The sequence below is a fragment of the Gemmiger formicilis genome (assembly GCF_016901605.1).
Classification (GTDB): Bacteria; Bacillota; Clostridia; order Oscillospirales; family Ruminococcaceae; genus Gemmiger; species Gemmiger formicilis_B.
In genome coordinates, this window is record NZ_JACJKP010000060.1 from 1 (window position 1) to 14,625 (window position 14,625).

At 48.9% G+C, this 14,625-nt stretch carries 14 protein-coding genes; 8 read left to right on the forward strand and 6 right to left on the reverse strand.

Going from position 1 to position 14,625, the window contains the following annotated elements:
- From H6B10_RS06390 to H6B10_RS06405, 4 genes are all read right to left on the reverse strand, one after another.
- On the reverse strand, positions 1-795 hold a 795-nt coding region (locus tag H6B10_RS06390; RefSeq protein WP_243427284.1), incomplete at its 3' end, for a type I restriction endonuclease.
- Between the two features lie 2 nt (positions 796-797).
- A complete protein-coding gene (locus tag H6B10_RS06395; RefSeq protein WP_243427285.1) occupies positions 798-2,051 on the reverse strand; it encodes a restriction endonuclease subunit S in 1,254 nt (417 codons plus the stop codon).
- A complete protein-coding gene (locus H6B10_RS06400; RefSeq protein WP_204650779.1) occupies positions 2,044-3,837 on the reverse strand; it encodes a type I restriction-modification system subunit M in 1,794 nt (597 codons plus the stop codon). Before H6B10_RS06400 ends, H6B10_RS06395 begins: the two co-directional genes overlap by 8 nt.
- Positions 3,824-5,158 carry a transposase gene (locus tag H6B10_RS06405; protein ID WP_204650781.1) on the reverse strand — a complete coding sequence of 445 codons (1,335 nt, stop codon included), beginning with the start codon at positions 5,156-5,158 and terminating at the stop codon, positions 3,824-3,826. Before H6B10_RS06405 ends, H6B10_RS06400 begins: the two co-directional genes overlap by 14 nt.
- 344 nt (positions 5,159-5,502) lie before the next feature.
- Between H6B10_RS06405 and H6B10_RS06410 the strand changes: the two genes are divergently transcribed.
- Positions 5,503-5,718 (forward strand): hypothetical protein, encoded by a 216-nt coding sequence (locus H6B10_RS06410; RefSeq protein WP_013379459.1) that lies wholly within the window; start codon positions 5,503-5,505, stop codon positions 5,716-5,718.
- 4 nt (positions 5,719-5,722) lie between these two features.
- Positions 5,723-5,950 carry a DUF2188 domain-containing protein gene (locus H6B10_RS06415; protein WP_013379461.1) on the forward strand — a complete coding sequence of 76 codons (228 nt, stop codon included), beginning with the start codon at positions 5,723-5,725 and terminating at the stop codon, positions 5,948-5,950.
- Between the two features lie 149 nt (positions 5,951-6,099).
- Here H6B10_RS06415 and H6B10_RS06420 read toward each other — a convergent pair whose 3' ends face one another.
- The gene (locus H6B10_RS06420; RefSeq protein WP_013379462.1) at positions 6,100-6,351 is read right to left on the reverse strand and encodes a DUF6061 family protein; all 252 of its coding nucleotides are present in this window, start codon (positions 6,349-6,351) and stop codon (positions 6,100-6,102) included.
- A gap of 253 nt (positions 6,352-6,604) precedes the next feature.
- On the opposite strand from H6B10_RS06420, the gene H6B10_RS06425 reads away from it, so the two are divergent.
- Positions 6,605-7,081, forward strand: a complete 477-nt coding sequence (locus tag H6B10_RS06425) for an NUDIX hydrolase (RefSeq protein ID WP_204650783.1) — start codon at positions 6,605-6,607, stop codon at positions 7,079-7,081.
- A gap of 134 nt (positions 7,082-7,215) precedes the next feature.
- On the opposite strand, the gene H6B10_RS06430 is transcribed toward H6B10_RS06425, so the two are convergent.
- Complete coding sequence (locus H6B10_RS06430) at positions 7,216-8,415, reverse strand: hypothetical protein (protein ID WP_204650785.1); 1,200 nt, start codon at positions 8,413-8,415, stop codon at positions 7,216-7,218.
- 280 nt (positions 8,416-8,695) lie between these two features.
- On the opposite strand from H6B10_RS06430, the gene H6B10_RS06435 reads away from it, so the two are divergent.
- The 5 genes from H6B10_RS06435 to H6B10_RS06455 all read left to right on the forward strand — a co-directional run.
- A complete protein-coding gene (locus H6B10_RS06435; protein ID WP_204650787.1) occupies positions 8,696-10,201 on the forward strand; it encodes an IMP dehydrogenase in 1,506 nt (501 codons plus the stop codon).
- 226 nt (positions 10,202-10,427) lie between these two features.
- Positions 10,428-11,792 carry a Trk system potassium transporter TrkA gene (gene trkA / locus H6B10_RS06440; RefSeq protein WP_204650789.1) on the forward strand — a complete coding sequence of 455 codons (1,365 nt, stop codon included), beginning with the start codon at positions 10,428-10,430 and terminating at the stop codon, positions 11,790-11,792.
- 10 nt (positions 11,793-11,802) lie between these two features.
- Positions 11,803-13,269, forward strand: a complete 1,467-nt coding sequence (locus tag H6B10_RS06445; RefSeq protein WP_204650791.1) for a TrkH family potassium uptake protein — start codon at positions 11,803-11,805, stop codon at positions 13,267-13,269.
- Positions 13,270-13,440: 171 nt separating this feature from the next.
- Positions 13,441-14,196 (forward strand): polysaccharide deacetylase family protein, encoded by a 756-nt coding sequence (locus tag H6B10_RS06450; RefSeq protein ID WP_345941711.1) that lies wholly within the window; start codon positions 13,441-13,443, stop codon positions 14,194-14,196.
- A 33-nt stretch (positions 14,197-14,229) separates the two neighbouring features.
- Positions 14,230-14,625 (forward strand): hypothetical protein (locus H6B10_RS06455; RefSeq protein WP_204650795.1); only part of this gene is annotated, 396 nt, incomplete at its 3' end.

The window sequence follows — 14,625 nt, forward strand, 5'->3', positions numbered from 1 at the left end:
GTAGTTAATGAACTTTTGCAGAATATCCAACAAGCTATCCTTCTGGAGGACTTTCTCCCAGAAGTATGAAGTTACATAGATGCCATCGGTGCTCTTTGGATTACCTGCACCGCCATCCTTGCCTGCACCGGCACTGCCTTGATTGAAAGGAAGGAACGTTGTCTCCGGGCCTTTCAGCTGGGTAGTCATATATACATTGTAGAGATCGCAGGCAAAGTATGCGAGAACACGCTTATTAAATCCGAATGCGGGTTCATTGTAGTTGCGGTCATATTGCCACTGACGCATAGCGTCATCCACCGACTGCCCGGTGAGCTGATTCTTCAATTCAATCGCCACAACGGGGATGCCGTTGACAGCCAGCATCATATCGACTGTATTTGTGTTGCGTTTAGAATAGTGCCACTGGCGGATACACTGGCAGACATTCTTTTGGTAGTTGGTGATGGACACCTCGTTCAGCTCAGACTCAGGCTTAAAATAGCACACACGAAAATTGATGCCACGATGCTTAAAGCCGTGACGCAGAACAGAAATCAGTCCATCCTGTGTGACGGCATTTTCAAATGCCTTATAAAACTGCCGAACTGGGTTGATCGTACACATCCTCTCGAAGCGTTTCCATGCCATGGGCTGGGTACTTTTTACGAAATCGGTCAGAGTGACGATGTCCAGAAACATATCTTTGCTTTCATCGCTACAATAACCAGCATCTGTTGCCTTTGTCCATCCACCATCCTCAGAAATAAGGTAGGACTCTATGAATTCCTCAAAGCGTTTTTCCGTTTCGTTCATGGTCACACCACCTTTCTTTTGCCTGTAACAGTTTCCAATATGAGAGAACGCTTGTAGATTTCCAGCTCACTCAACAAGGACTTCTTTTCTCTGATCAATGCATCAATAGCTGAACATTTTTCGTCAAGATATGCCTCGATTTCCTGCTGTTCAACCAATGGCGGTATGACAATAGGAAATCTCATTAGATTAAACTGAGAAAGCTTGGGTTGTGCAGAGCCTGTAATAAACACACTATAATCACCAGCTTCCAACAAGTAAGCTATAAAACCATAGCAATTATCATCATGAACTTTTAAAATATGAGCATGATTGTTTACCCAAAATTTTCCCTCTGCCTTGTACACCAGTGGCAAATTTCGCATCCGTAGATTCGCACCATCTTCTCCAATAAGCAGTACTTTATCATCAACATTATAATCGTCAATTTTGTCAATGACGCCAGAAGCTCCATAATAATCATACAGTCCTAAAATGTTTTCTCGTTTCTCTGCACTAATAGGTTCTCTCAGATAATCCAAATTGTCTAATTCGTTTTTTATTCTGCTTAGTTTCCAATGAGATGGAACCAACCCAATCCAATCAATATGGCTATCCTTCATTTCTGCTAAAGGGTTTAGTCCCTTGGTCACTGCTTCAAAAATGATAGAAGCTCTCCACTTTTTATATTCTTCTATGCTGGATTTCGCTTCCTCAATAATTGAATCGATTTGTCCGCATTGATTATCAAGGAATCGAACAATAGCATTCTGTTCATCTTGACCTGGCAGCACGACACGAAGTTCCTTCACTTCTGCGTAATTTAATCCTTGTCGCACACCAGAACCCATACCGTAAAATCCTTTTTTTAGATCAAAGGCATGGAGTAGGTAATATAAGTATTTTGAATTGCTTGTGTCTATTGGACGCAAGGTTGTGTAAGCAGAGGTAATAATACCACGCTCTGTGGCCAAACCTACCCGAAGGCTTGTATGGTCGTTCTGTAAATCTGTTAAACGAAGGACAATATCCCCGTCTTCGATAATGTTATAACCGTCAAAAGACGCAGGAAGAAGTCCATCCGGCGAATCAATATCTTTACGTTTGATTTTGCCGTAACTCAAAGACAGCAGATTCTTTTCCTGAAGATTGCTGTTTTTTTCCTTGACCTGGGTCACGAGTTGATACAAAGTGTGGACACGCCAGTGAGAGGGAACGCTGCCTACCCATTCGATGCCGCTATCTTTTGTTTTTTCATAGGTAGTAATCTCACTCATTTTGCCCACCACCATTTCCAAACAATGCCTGCAATTTCTCCATCAGTACCTTTTCACGGGCCGCAATGCGTTTTGCAATATCGGCCGCTGGTTCCAGTTCCTCATATTCATAGAAGGTACGAGTGAATGGAATCTCATACCCAACCTTGGTCTTGCTTTTGTCAATCCAAGCACCCGGACGATAAGGCAGAACTTCCCGTGCAAAATAAGCATCCACATCTTCATCAAGTGGAACACTTTCAGTGTCACGCTTGGAGGTATCGGCTACTGGCTTTCCTTTTTTTACAATCGGTTTGCCATCATCATCCAAAGCAGGACTTTCCACTGTAATTTTATTGTAGCCAAGCGATATGGCATCAAGCACTTTGCTTTTGCAAGTCAGCACTGTTTTTTTATCTTCTAAGGTCTTTGTGAAAATTGCACTTCTATATTCGCTGTATGCCTGTGTGATCAAATTGCGGCAAGATTCCGTAATATCTACACGCTTATTACCAATAGGACGTCTGCGGGCCTCACAGCACTTGCTGGCATCAATCAGCAAAATGCGTTCTCTATGTGTTTCGGGTTTATTTTTGGATACTATCCAGACATAGGTTGCAATTCCGGTGTTATAAAAGCTGTCATTGGGGAGCTGAACAATGGCATCCAACCAGTCATTCTCAATAATATAGCGACGGATTTCACTGGGGCCACTTCCTGCATCTCCTGTGAAGAGAGAGGAACCATTTTGAATAATAGCCATTCTGCCGGTGTCCTTCAATTTAGCAATGCCATTCAGCAAGAACAGCATCTGCCCATCGGATTTTTGAGGTAAGCCAACGCCAAACCGACCGGCATCGCCCAGTTTATGTTCTTTCTCCACATCAGCTGCTTCACGCTTCCAATCGATACCAAATGGAGGATTAGAGATAATGTAGTCGAAGGTATAGCCCTTGAATTTATCCGCATTCAAGGTGTCGCCGAACTGCATGTTTTCAGGATCGCCACCACGGATCAGCATGTCCGCTTTGGCGATACCAAAAGTAAAAGGGTTGATTTCTTGGCCATAACAGATGATTTCAGCCTCTTTGTCAAGGGCGTGAACACGCTCTTCCATACAGGTAAGCATCTGACTGGTGCCCATCGCCATATCGTATACAGTCTTGGCAGGGGCATCCTCGCCGGAAAAATCCGCATTCATGGTAAGCAAGTCACACATCAAATAAATAATGTCACGGCTGGTGAAGTGCGCACCTGCTTCTTCATCATAACTCTCAGAAAAACGCTGAACAAGGTTTTCGAAGACATAGCCCATATCAATTGCGGAAATTTTCTCCGGATTCATATCTGCATTGTCAGCAGTAAAGTCGCTGATAACCTGATACAGAACTCCCGCATCCGCCATACGCTCGATTTGCGTAAAGAAGCCCATATTCGCCAGAATGTCAATAACATTATCGGAGAAGCCGTTGATGTACGCCTCGAAATTGGTCTTAATATTCTCTGGGTCAGCTTTCAGTCGCTCGAAGGTGTACTGGCTGGTATTGTAAAAACGATAGCCAGATGCAGTACGCAGAAAACCATCTTTGACGGCTAACTGTTTCACCTTTTCATAAGTGGCCAGCACTTTCTCTCTGGTCGGGAGTAAGCAGTCATGAAAACGCTTAATCACAACCATGGGCAAAATAACCAGACCATATTCATGAGGCTTATATGCTCCAAATAGACTGTTCGCCACATTCCATATCAGATTTGCTTTTTCTTGAATGTTTGTACCGACTATTTTGATCTTTTCATTGGTATCCATAATCTCGTTCCTCCCTAATATTGGCTGAGATCTCATTGATTTTCTCGGTTAAACGACTTGACTTAATGCCGTATCGCCACAGTTCTCCGTTTTCCTCCATGGTGTCGTGAGTTATAGAGAAGATGCAGCGACCACGCATTACATCGAAAATGCAGTGCGGCATATCCTTGATAGCGTCACAGATGCCTTGCACCGCAAACTGATAATTGTTGGGTGGCTTCTCGCCCAGTGTCAAAAATCCGCTTAATTGCTCGCCAAAGATATCAATAATATCACCAACTGCCAAAAACTCATCTACCTCTGCCGGAATCTGGTCTGCCCATGTTCGGAGATCTTCCATCGACCACTTGGTTTCCATAAGCTCCAACAATTTCTGATGGTGATTGTAAGCCTGTTGCAACCTCGGCCTACTCTTCATCCCTTCCTTAATTCTGGGAACGACAGTTCTATCATCCAGGTCTTTGTGGAGTACCGTCAATCGCCGGTCTTTATGAACCACTGGAAAACGCTTTCCGTCGGAATGGATAATATCAAGCATAGCGTTTCTGGCATATCGCTGAACCGCCTCATCAGTCACCACAATTGAAGCCATTGGAAAGTACTGATTCACAGCATTAAATAAGCTATCGACTGGGTCTACATATATAATTTCAACTTGTTTAGCATCCAATGTTTTCAGAAATGCACCACAGGTTTCCTCAGATGAATCTCGCAAAATGTCCAGGCAATAAACCTCACCATCCCAAATCCCTAAAACAGCGGGATAGAACTCCCCAAAAAACACCACCTCGACAATGCTAATGATATGCGGTGTTCTGACCGGCGGCAACAATGACTCCCTATACTGGATCCTGCGTCGCATTACTTCACCCACTGAAGCAGTAGAAGCTGGAACACCGTAATGCTGGCATACTTTTTTATATGAGAATTGAAAGGTTCCATCTGCCAAGGCATCTGATAGCCGATTTGTGAATTTGCATCCCTTTTCTCCAAATTCTGTAGGCTCAGGGAAAACGCTTTGCCCGCAATTATCACAGCGCATATAACGCTGATGAAAAAGTAGGCTGATTATTTGAAATGTCTTGTGGTCCTCGTCAAGCCACAATAAATCCTTGAGTTTTCGATCCACAATTTTAGAGCAGCGTGTTCTCGAGGAACGACAAGCAGGGCAGAGCAATTTTTCATCCTCAAAGTATCTACGATGTACAACTTCTAAACCAACATCATCCCTGTTTGTTTTTAATACCACAAGTTCGGGTATGCCCAGCCATTCGGTTTCGGCTTTGGAGATGTTTTCTTTTGTGTATAGCTTTTTTCCCAAGGCACACTCCTCCCATCTTATTTCATTATACAATATTTGCCACCAAAAATCAAACAATTTCAATTATTATCTTATATTTTTTTAATTTTGCCACCAAACACAGAACATATGAGTTTTTTAAATAGCAGAAATAGCTGTATAATGGGACCATCAAAAAAAGAGAAATTCACCGGCCCCACGGAAGCCGTGGACAGGTGAATTTCCGAAGCTTTTAAGGAGGTGGTGTCTTATGTACAAATAAAAAGAGCGGCAATCTGCTGGCACAGATTAACCGCTCATTTGCAATATGTACGCTATCAAAATATCATGTATCGCTTGTTTGGTCAAGCAGAAAGGAAAATTATATGTATCATTATTACTATGTTAACAACAATCAGACGTTAAATCCTGGCCTTCATCATGAAGTCCATACAAAAGAGCATGCTGAACAGCTTGGCATCCGTAGCGCACAGTATGTGGGCTACTTTGAAAGCGAGGTTGAGGCAGTAGCTCATGCGAAGAAAATCTATCTCGATGCGGACGGTTGTGCAATCTGCTGTCCTAAGGCACACAGGGGGTAATCGTATGGCTCGTTCTACTCATCACGTCGTTCACAATCCCAATGGTGGCTGGGATGTAAAACGTGGCGGAGCTCAACGCTCCAGTGGCCACTATTCCACCAAGGAACAGGCAGTAAATGCTGGAAGACAAATCAGCCGAAACCAAGGCACTGAGTTTGTCATTCATGGGCTGGACGGTCGTATTCAGTCTGCGGATAGCCATGGAGGGGACCCCCATCCGCCGAAAGGCTGATTTCGATAAAACACTGGTCTCCAAAGGCTCCACGAAGTCTATAAGGAGAAAAGTGGGTAAAATGCTTGCCGCCCACAAGGCTAAGTTAAGACAAAGGGCATCCATGCTTTCGTATGGATGCCCTTTGCACGTCAAGATTTATAGAGTTATCAATCAGAATCTAACTGCGGGATCTCTGTTACGGTTCGCAAGTATTTTTCTGGATCACCATTCAAAATCAATTCCGCATAAGACAGCGGATCGTTGTAGATGAGCCAGTCCAGTTCAGACCGCTGGAAACGGCTATTCGCAACTTCGTCCTCTACCGCGGTGCAATTAATGGAAATCATGCTGTCGTCAGAATATCTTAGTTCAACGCAGCCTGTGTCCATGTTAAATTCACAGGAAAGTAATGTTTTCATAATGCTATCCTCCAATATAGGCTCTGTTAACAAGAAAAACTCCCGACTAATTCCTGTTAGGAATCAGTCGGGAGTCTCGTATGCACCCGAAAACCGTCAGCTAACAGTTGATAAGTGGTTTAGTTCCTTATCACTGTTAAGCCAAAGCATTCGGGATTTTTTGTTTATTGTGCTGCTGCACGTCCTTCTCTTCATGAACATATGTAAACCTTTCTGAATTATCGATACATAACCACGATTACGAGGTGAAGCAATGGATATTTCATTTGAAACCAGGAATGAAAAGTTCAACTATCGAGTGTGCGCAATCATCCTAAAGGACGGAAGGATTTTAGCGATGCACGACGAACGTTCCCCTTATTATTATCTACCCGGAGGTCGTGTCAAATTGGGAGAAAGGGCAGAGGATGCCATCCTCCGTGAAGTAAAAGAAGAATTAGGCGTTGCAGTCAGAATCACGCGTCCGCTTTGGCTTAATCAAGGCTTTTTCAAAGAAGATGTCGATGGCCTTCAGTATCATGAAATTTGCATTTATTTTTTGATGGATATTTCAGATACAGATTTGCTTTCTAAAGGCGATCGGTTTTTCTTGTGGGAAGGAACACACCAAAATACGTTTGAATGGCTGAAATTCGAACAATTAGAACATGAATATTTTTATCCGGTTTTTATAAAAAAAGCAATTTTCCATTTGCCTCACTCTTTTGTTATTCGCACAGAATATGAATGAACCCATGTAATCCATGCGGGATGTTTGGCCAGGAGTTCGCAAAATGGATTTTTGCTGCTATCCATGATGCTGCCACGTCCCGATAAAATCAAAAAACCACGGCGCAATACCAAAAAGCACCGTGGTTTTCTTATTCATATATTTGCTGTGCGCTGGCACACCACCGGCAACGGCTCTTCCGCCGGTGTTTTGTTTCCGGCAAAGAACACGCAGGGGGCCATCAGCAAAAACGGATTGGCCGACAGCAGGAACGGCTTGTTTTCCATAAATATATATAGGGTAAAGGCCACCAGACACAACAGTTCGGTGGCATGGCGATGTTTGGCCAGCCGCCACAGAAGCAGCAAAAAGAATACCGCCACCAAAATTGCACCCAGATACCCCTTGTTCATGGGAATGGCCAAAAATGCGTTGTCGATGGCGTGATGTTCATCGCCATCAGTGGGCAGCCCGCCCAACACAGAAAGATCGGCGCTCCAGAATACATTGTGCCAGATTTCAAACCGGCCGGAGAGGAAGATGCTCAAGAGCAGCAGCGCCATCCGTTCATAAGGCCATTCGGGGTTGTACACATACCCGGCGTACAGACTGAACGCTGCCAAACCGATGGGCAGGGCAATCACCAATGCATACCAGATTTTGTTGTCAAACAGGCGGGGGAGGAATCTCTGCACGGCGAACAAGACCAGCAAACCTGCCATAGCCCCGGCAGCACCGCGGCTGCCCGGCACCTTATAGGTAAAGAGGAACAGCGCGGCCAGCCCCAGCCAGTCAAACCAGCGCATGCGGTCGTGCCGCAGCCAGGCCCAGGCAAAGAAGACCCCCACCAGCCGCGCTCCAAATCCGTTGTAATGGCCGTAGCCAAAGTCCCAGTTGCGGCAATAGAAATTGTACGGCATCAACGGGGTAGCAAAATGGAGTAGCTGCACCACAACCAAGCCAGCTATGGCAGCTGCCAGGTAGACCCGGAGTGCACCGCGCAGATCAATATCTTTGGCGCCCAAACCGACCAGGGCCGCCAGCAGAAACCACACGTCATCTCCATACCAGGCGGCAAAAGCAGTGTACAGAAGAACCGCTCCGGCCAGAACCGGCTGCCAGCGCCGTTCATAATCGGTCAGCAGCAGAATTTTTGCCCCCAGCAGCAGCACCGCACCGCCGGTCAGGGCCAGACGGGCCAGATGGCTGAAGGTGGGAAGCGTGGATTGAATATTGGAACTGAATACCTCGGACAAAATCAGCAGAAAGGCCAATGCCGCACAGAATACCTGCTGTGCCAGCGCCTGCCGCCGTGCCTGCCCGGGATCCAGAAATTTGTAATGTTGTAACAGCATAGAAACGGACCCTTTCTTTGATATGGGCCCTATTATAGCATAAAAAACGGTGTCGGAAAACACCCCCGCAGGAAGGATTGGAGCAAGAGAACAACCAAAGTCGTACTTTTTTTGCCGGATTTGGTGCATAATTCACAACTTTCCCGATTCCCGTGCAAGAAAGATTTTCGTGAAATCTTTTGTGTTTTCTCCGCAAATGTGGTACAATCTCTCTAATCACATATAAATCAATGGCTAAACCAATTGATCGTTCAAATCAGGATGTCAGGAGAGTGCATTTATGGCGTATTATTTTTCCGAACCGTCTCGTACTTTTGGTGAATATCTGCTCGTCCCCGGCTATTCTTCTTCAGAATGTGTGCCGACGGCCGTCAGTCTGAAAACCCCGCTGGTCAAGTACCGCAAGGGCGAGGAAGAGTGCCCGCTGGAAATGAATATCCCCATGGTATCGGCCATCATGCAGTCTGTTTCCGGTGAGAAACTGGCGATTGCGCTGGCCAAGCAGGGCGGTGTTTCCTTTATTTACGGTTCCCAGACCATCGAACAGGAAGCCGATATGGTGCGCCGGGTCAAGGCCTACAAAAAGGGTTTTGTCACTTCCGACTCCAACCTGCCGCCGGAGGCCACTCTGGGCGATGTGCTGGACCTCAAGACCCGCACCGGCCATTCCACCGTTGCCATCACCGATGACGGCACGGCCCACGGCAAGCTGCTGGGCATTGTGGCTTCCCGTGACTACCGTCTGTCCCGCATGACCAATGACCTGAAGGTCACTGAGTTCATGACCCCGCTGGACAAGCTGGTCACCGCCCCCGCCACCACCAGTCTGCATGACTGCAACGATATTATCTGGGATAACAAGATCAACTCTCTGCCGCTGATCGATGACGAAGGCCATCTGCAGTATATGGTTTTCCGCAAGGACTATGATTCCCACAAAGAAAACGTCAACGAACTGCTGGATGCCAACAAGAGCTACGTGGTCGGCGCCGGTATCAATACCCGCGACTATGCCGAGCGTGTTCCTGCACTGGTTGAAGCTGGCGTGGATGTGCTCTGCATTGACTCTTCCGAGGGCTTCAGCGAGTGGCAGTCCCGTACCATCTCCTGGATTCGTGAACATTACGGCGACAAAGTAAAGGTCGGCGCCGGCAACGTTGTTGACCGTGAAGGCTTTATGTTCCTGGCCAAAGCGGGTGCAGACTTTGTCAAGATCGGCATTGGCGGCGGTTCCATTTGCATCACCCGTGAGACCAAGGGCATCGGCCGTGGTCAGGCAACGGCAGTTATCGAAGTTGCCAAGGCCCGCGACGAATACTACAAAGAGACCGGCATTTATGTGCCCATCTGCTCGGACGGCGGTATTGTGCAGGACTACCACATCACGCTGGCTTTGGCCATGGGCGCAGACTTTGTCATGCTGGGCCGTTACTTTGCCCGCTTTGATGAGTCCCCCACGAACAAGCTGCGGGTAGGCGGCAACTACGTCAAGGAGTACTGGGGCGAAGGTTCCAACCGTGCCCGCAACTGGCAGCGTTACGATCTGGGCGGCGCCCAGAAACTCAGCTTCGAGGAAGGCGTTGACTCCTATGTCCCGTACGCCGGTCCTCTGGCAGACGGTGTGCAGACCACCCTGTACAAAGTGCGTTCCACCATGTGCAACTGCGGCGCGCTCTCCATTCCCGAACTGCAGGAGAAAGCCCGTCTGACGGTGGTATCCTCCACCTCCATTGTGGAAGGCGGCAGCCATGACGTCATCCTGAAGAACAACGTTCAGAACAGCTGATTTTACTATTCCTGTCCCGGCGCGGTTTTCCTTGCGGAAAGCCGCGCCTTTTTTGTACAAAATCTGTATAACTGTTGCTTTCACCATGTTTTTTGGCCCGGTTCTGTGCGTCCTATTGCTTTTTTTTGCTACTTTGCTATAATTGGTCTGATACTGTAGAAGTCTGCGCCCTTTTGTCGGCTTTTCGGGGCACAGTGCGTTTGAAAACAGAAAAAGGAGATAGGCTATGAGAATCGTAGTTGTCGGTCTGGGCAAGGTTGGCCGTGCCCTGGCTGCGCAGCTCGCCGCAGAGGGTCATGATATTGTCGGTATTGACCAGAACGCTGAAATTATTGATAACATTGTAAACATTTACGATGTGCGCGGTGTGGCAGGCAACGGCGGCTGCTATGACGTGCAGAAGGAAGCTTTTGAAGACGGCGCAGATTTGCTGATTGCCACGACTTCCAGTGATGAAATCAACATTCTTTCCTGCCTGGTAGCCAAAAAGATCGGCACACGGCACACCATTGCCAGAATCCGGAATCCGGAATACGAGAAACAGCTGCGCTTTATGCGGGAGGAACTGGGCCTGTCCATGGTTATCAACCCGGAAAAAGCCACCTCGCGGGAGATTGCCCGTGTGCTGCGGTTTCCCAGCGCCATTAAGCGGGAGCAGTTCTGCCGTCAGCGCTTTGAGCTGGTGGAGTACCGCGTAGGACCGGATAATCCGCTGGTGGGTATGCCGCTGGCAGACCTGTACCGGAATATCCGCGTTAAGATTCTGGTTTGTGCGGTGGCGCGCGGCCAGGAAACGATTATTCCTTCCGGTTCTTTTGAACTGCAGGCAGGGGATAAGATCTATCTCACCGCATCTCCCAGCGATCTGGAAGCTTTTTTCCGCAAGCTGCACCTGTTCAAAGAACGTGCCAACAACATTATGATCGTGGGTGCAGGCCGCATGACCTATTATCTGGTCAAAGAGCTGCAGGATGTGCAAAAACGCGTAACCGTGATCGACAACAACCTGAAACGCTGCCAGGATATGAGTGAAAAATTCCCCGGTGTGCTGGTGATTCACGGGGATGGTGCCGACAGCGAGCTGCTCAGCGAAGAACGGATCACCGAGATGGACGCTTTTGTGGCGTTGACCGGCATGGACGAGTCCAACATCATTCTGGCCATGTACGCATCCCAGTTCAATTCCTGCAAGGTAGTGGCCAAGATCAACCGCCCTTCCTTTGCGGACCTGGCAACGGCCAACAATCTGGTGGACAGTGTGGTTTCCACTGCCTCAGTAACCAGCGAAGCCATCACACGGTACGTGCGTGCCATGCAAAACAGCATTGATTCCGATAATATCAAGACGCTGCACCGCCTGGTAGGCGGCCGGGTAGAAGCTCTGGAATTTAATGTGGGCCCCGGCTTGCCTTTCATTGGCAAACCGCTGAAAGATGTACAGCTGAAAGACGGCCTGCTGATTGTAGGCATTGTACGCCGGAACGGTCAGACGGTCATTCCTTCCGGTGACGACGCGCTTTCCGAAGGGGATGACGTGGTGGTCGTTACCACAGATACGACCCTGCATGCCCTGCGTGACATTGTAAAGTGAGGCGCCGCGGATGAATTATAGAATGGTCACCTTTGTCCTGGGCCGCATTTTTCTGATTGAGGCAGTGCTGATGCTTTGCCCGATGCTTTGCTCCGCCTTGTACGGCGAATGGGGAATTGTACTGGCTTTTTTGTGGCCGGTTCTGCTGTTGGCGGTGCTGGGGTTGCTGCTCAGTTTCCGTACTCCGCGCAACACAACCATCTATGCCCGCGACGGCCTGGTGATTGTAGCGCTGGTCTGGGTGTTAATGTCGATTTTCGGTGCGCTGCCCTTTGTCCTCTCCGGCGAGATCCCGTCCTTTTTTGACGCCTTCTTTGAGATGGTGTCCGGCTTTACCACCACAGGGTCCACCATTCTGACCGATGTGGAAAGTATGAGCCGAGGACTCTTGTTCTGGCGCAGTTTCTCCCACTGGATCGGCGGTATGGGCGTACTGGTGTTTGCTATGGCAATTCTGCCCATGACTGATGGCCGTGCCATGCACCTTATGCGTGCTGAGGTACCCGGCCCGACGGTGGGCAAAATCTCCAGCAAATTGCGGGACAGCGCAAAAATCCTGTATGAGATCTATTTTGTGCTGACGGTCATTGAAGTAATAATCCTTTGCGCCGGCGGGATGCCGCTGTACGATTCGCTGATTCATTCCTTCGGCACCGCCGGTACCGGCGGTTTCAGCAACAAGGCCCTCAGTGTGGGGGCTTATAACAATCCCTTCTTTGAAGTGGTCATCGGCGTATTCATGCTGCTGTTCGGCATCAACTTTAATCTGTATTACTTCATTTTGCTGCGCCATTTCCGGGATGCTTTCCGCTCCGAAGAATTGCGGGTGTACCTGGGCATCGTGGCTTTTTCGACCATCACCATTACCATCAACATTGCCGGACTGTATGACAATGTGGGCACGGCGCTGCGCACGGCTTTTTTCCAGGTGTCGTCCATTGTCACCACCACCGGTTATGCCACGGCGGATTTTAACCTCTGGCCCAATTATTCGCGGACGCTGCTGGTATTGCTTACCTTTATGGGGGCTTGTGCAGGGTCCACGGCCGGTGGTCTGAAAATTTCCCGCATTATTATTTTCTTTAAAGCGGCCAAGCAGGACCTGAATAAGATGCTGCACAGCCATGCCATCACGACCGTTCGTTTTGAAGGTAAAGCCCTGGACGAAAAAACGCTGCGTGGTGTGCACAATTACTTCAATATTTATATGCTGCTGTTCGCCGGTTCGGTGCTTTTGGTCTCCCTGGACGGGTTCGATCTTGTTACGACCTTCACGGCAGTAGCCACCTGCTTCAATAACGTGGGACCCGGCCTGGAAGTGGTAGGCCCCATGGGTTCCTTTGCCGACTTCTCCGACCCGGTCAAGCTGCTGCTTTCCTTTGATATGCTGGCCGGACGCCTGGAACTGTACCCGATTCTTGCGCTGTTCTCGCCCCGCTTGTGGCGCAAACGAAATACCGGCGCAGTGCATGTATAACCGGCTTTCTACGCCGCGACAAAACCTCGCCTTTCTTGCGGAAGGTGAGGTTTTATTTTATGCCGTTATGGCATACCCTGTAGCAAAACTGCAAGGGAGGGGAACGTCATCCGGTATCATCGTCCGCAGGAAACATGGCCGCAGAAAACGGCGGCGTGGCTCACATTGGTTGTGTTGCTGGTCATTCTGGTCACGGTAGTTCATCTGCTGTACCATCAGGAATACGCAGAAACCGCTATCCCCAACGACTGTTTTGCCGTATCGGCAGCCACGGGGGAAACTGCACTGCCCAAGCAGGTCTGCCTGACCTTTGACGACGGCCCCAGCTCCAACACCCAGCCGCTGTTGGATATTTTGGCCCGGGAGAAAGTCCCTGCCACGTTTTTTGTCTGTGCGCAGGATATCAATCAGGAGTACCTGCCGCTGGTGCGCACCATCCAGCAGCAGGGGCATCAGGTGGCCATGCATAGCGCCACCCATCGGTATGCTACAATCTACCGCAGTCCGGAAGCGTTCTGGCAGGATATCAAAACCCTGCGCCAGGCCCTGGAACCTTATCTGTCACTGGAAGATCTGACCTGGCTGCGATTCCCCGGGGGCAGCACCAACACGGTAAGCCATAAATACGGCGGCAGCGGCATTATGAAGACGCTCAAGGCACAGACAGAGGAAAAGGGTTGGCATTGGATCGACTGGAATGTCTGCGGAGAAGATGCTACGGCATCCCACCCGGATGCAGACCGGATTTTGCGCAACATTCAGGAAGATGCCGAGGACCTGACCACCTGTGTGGTTTTGCTGCACGATACCAAGGCCACCGGAGAAACCGTGAAAGCGCTGCCGCAGATCATTGGTTGGTTCCGGGAAAAAGGCTATACTTTTTGTACGGTGGAACAGCTGGCAGAATTGCAAAGCAGCAGGGAATAGGGTATAATAACTGCGAAAGCAGGTGAACCCGCAATGCGCAAAACAGAAAGCCAGAAGATCGCACTGTGCGGCGTATTGGGGGCACTTTCGGTGGTGCTGATGCTGGTTGGGGCCGCGCTCCAGGTAGGCACTTATGCAGCACCCATGTTTGCTGCGTTTCTGGCCATTCCTGTGTTGGAGGAATATGGTCCCCGGTATGCGCTGCTGCTGTATGGCACGGTGTCGGTGCTGGCGCTTTTGCTGGTGCCGGAAACCGAACTGGCTTTGTTTTACGTGCTGGTGGTAGGGTACTACCCGGTTTTGCGCCGGGCTTTGCGCAAAGTAAAGCCGACGGCGTTGCGCCGGCTTATCAAGTTTTTGGTGTTTAATGCCGCCACGGCACTGGTTTATGGGCTGTTGTTTGCTTTGTTTGGGCCGGCTGTTTTGCAG

Coding starts and splice junctions, on each gene's coding strand:
- H6B10_RS06395 (WP_243427285.1), bottom strand. CDS start 2,051: ATGAGTGAGATTACTACCTATGAAAAAACAAAAGATAGCGGCATCGAA.
- H6B10_RS06400 (WP_204650779.1), bottom strand. CDS start 3,837: ATGGATACCAATGAAAAGATCAAAATAGTCGGTACAAACATTCAAGAA.
- H6B10_RS06410 (WP_013379459.1), top strand. CDS start 5,503: ATGTATCATTATTACTATGTTAACAACAATCAGACGTTAAATCCTGGC.
- H6B10_RS06415 (WP_013379461.1), top strand. CDS start 5,723: ATGGCTCGTTCTACTCATCACGTCGTTCACAATCCCAATGGTGGCTGG.
- H6B10_RS06420 (WP_013379462.1), bottom strand. CDS start 6,351: ATGAAAACATTACTTTCCTGTGAATTTAACATGGACACAGGCTGCGTT.
- H6B10_RS06425 (WP_204650783.1), top strand. CDS start 6,605: ATGGATATTTCATTTGAAACCAGGAATGAAAAGTTCAACTATCGAGTG.
- H6B10_RS06430 (WP_204650785.1), bottom strand. CDS start 8,415: ATGCTGTTACAACATTACAAATTTCTGGATCCCGGGCAGGCACGGCGG.
- H6B10_RS06435 (WP_204650787.1), top strand. CDS start 8,696: ATGGCGTATTATTTTTCCGAACCGTCTCGTACTTTTGGTGAATATCTG.
- trkA (WP_204650789.1), top strand. CDS start 10,428: ATGAGAATCGTAGTTGTCGGTCTGGGCAAGGTTGGCCGTGCCCTGGCT.
- H6B10_RS06445 (WP_204650791.1), top strand. CDS start 11,803: ATGAATTATAGAATGGTCACCTTTGTCCTGGGCCGCATTTTTCTGATT.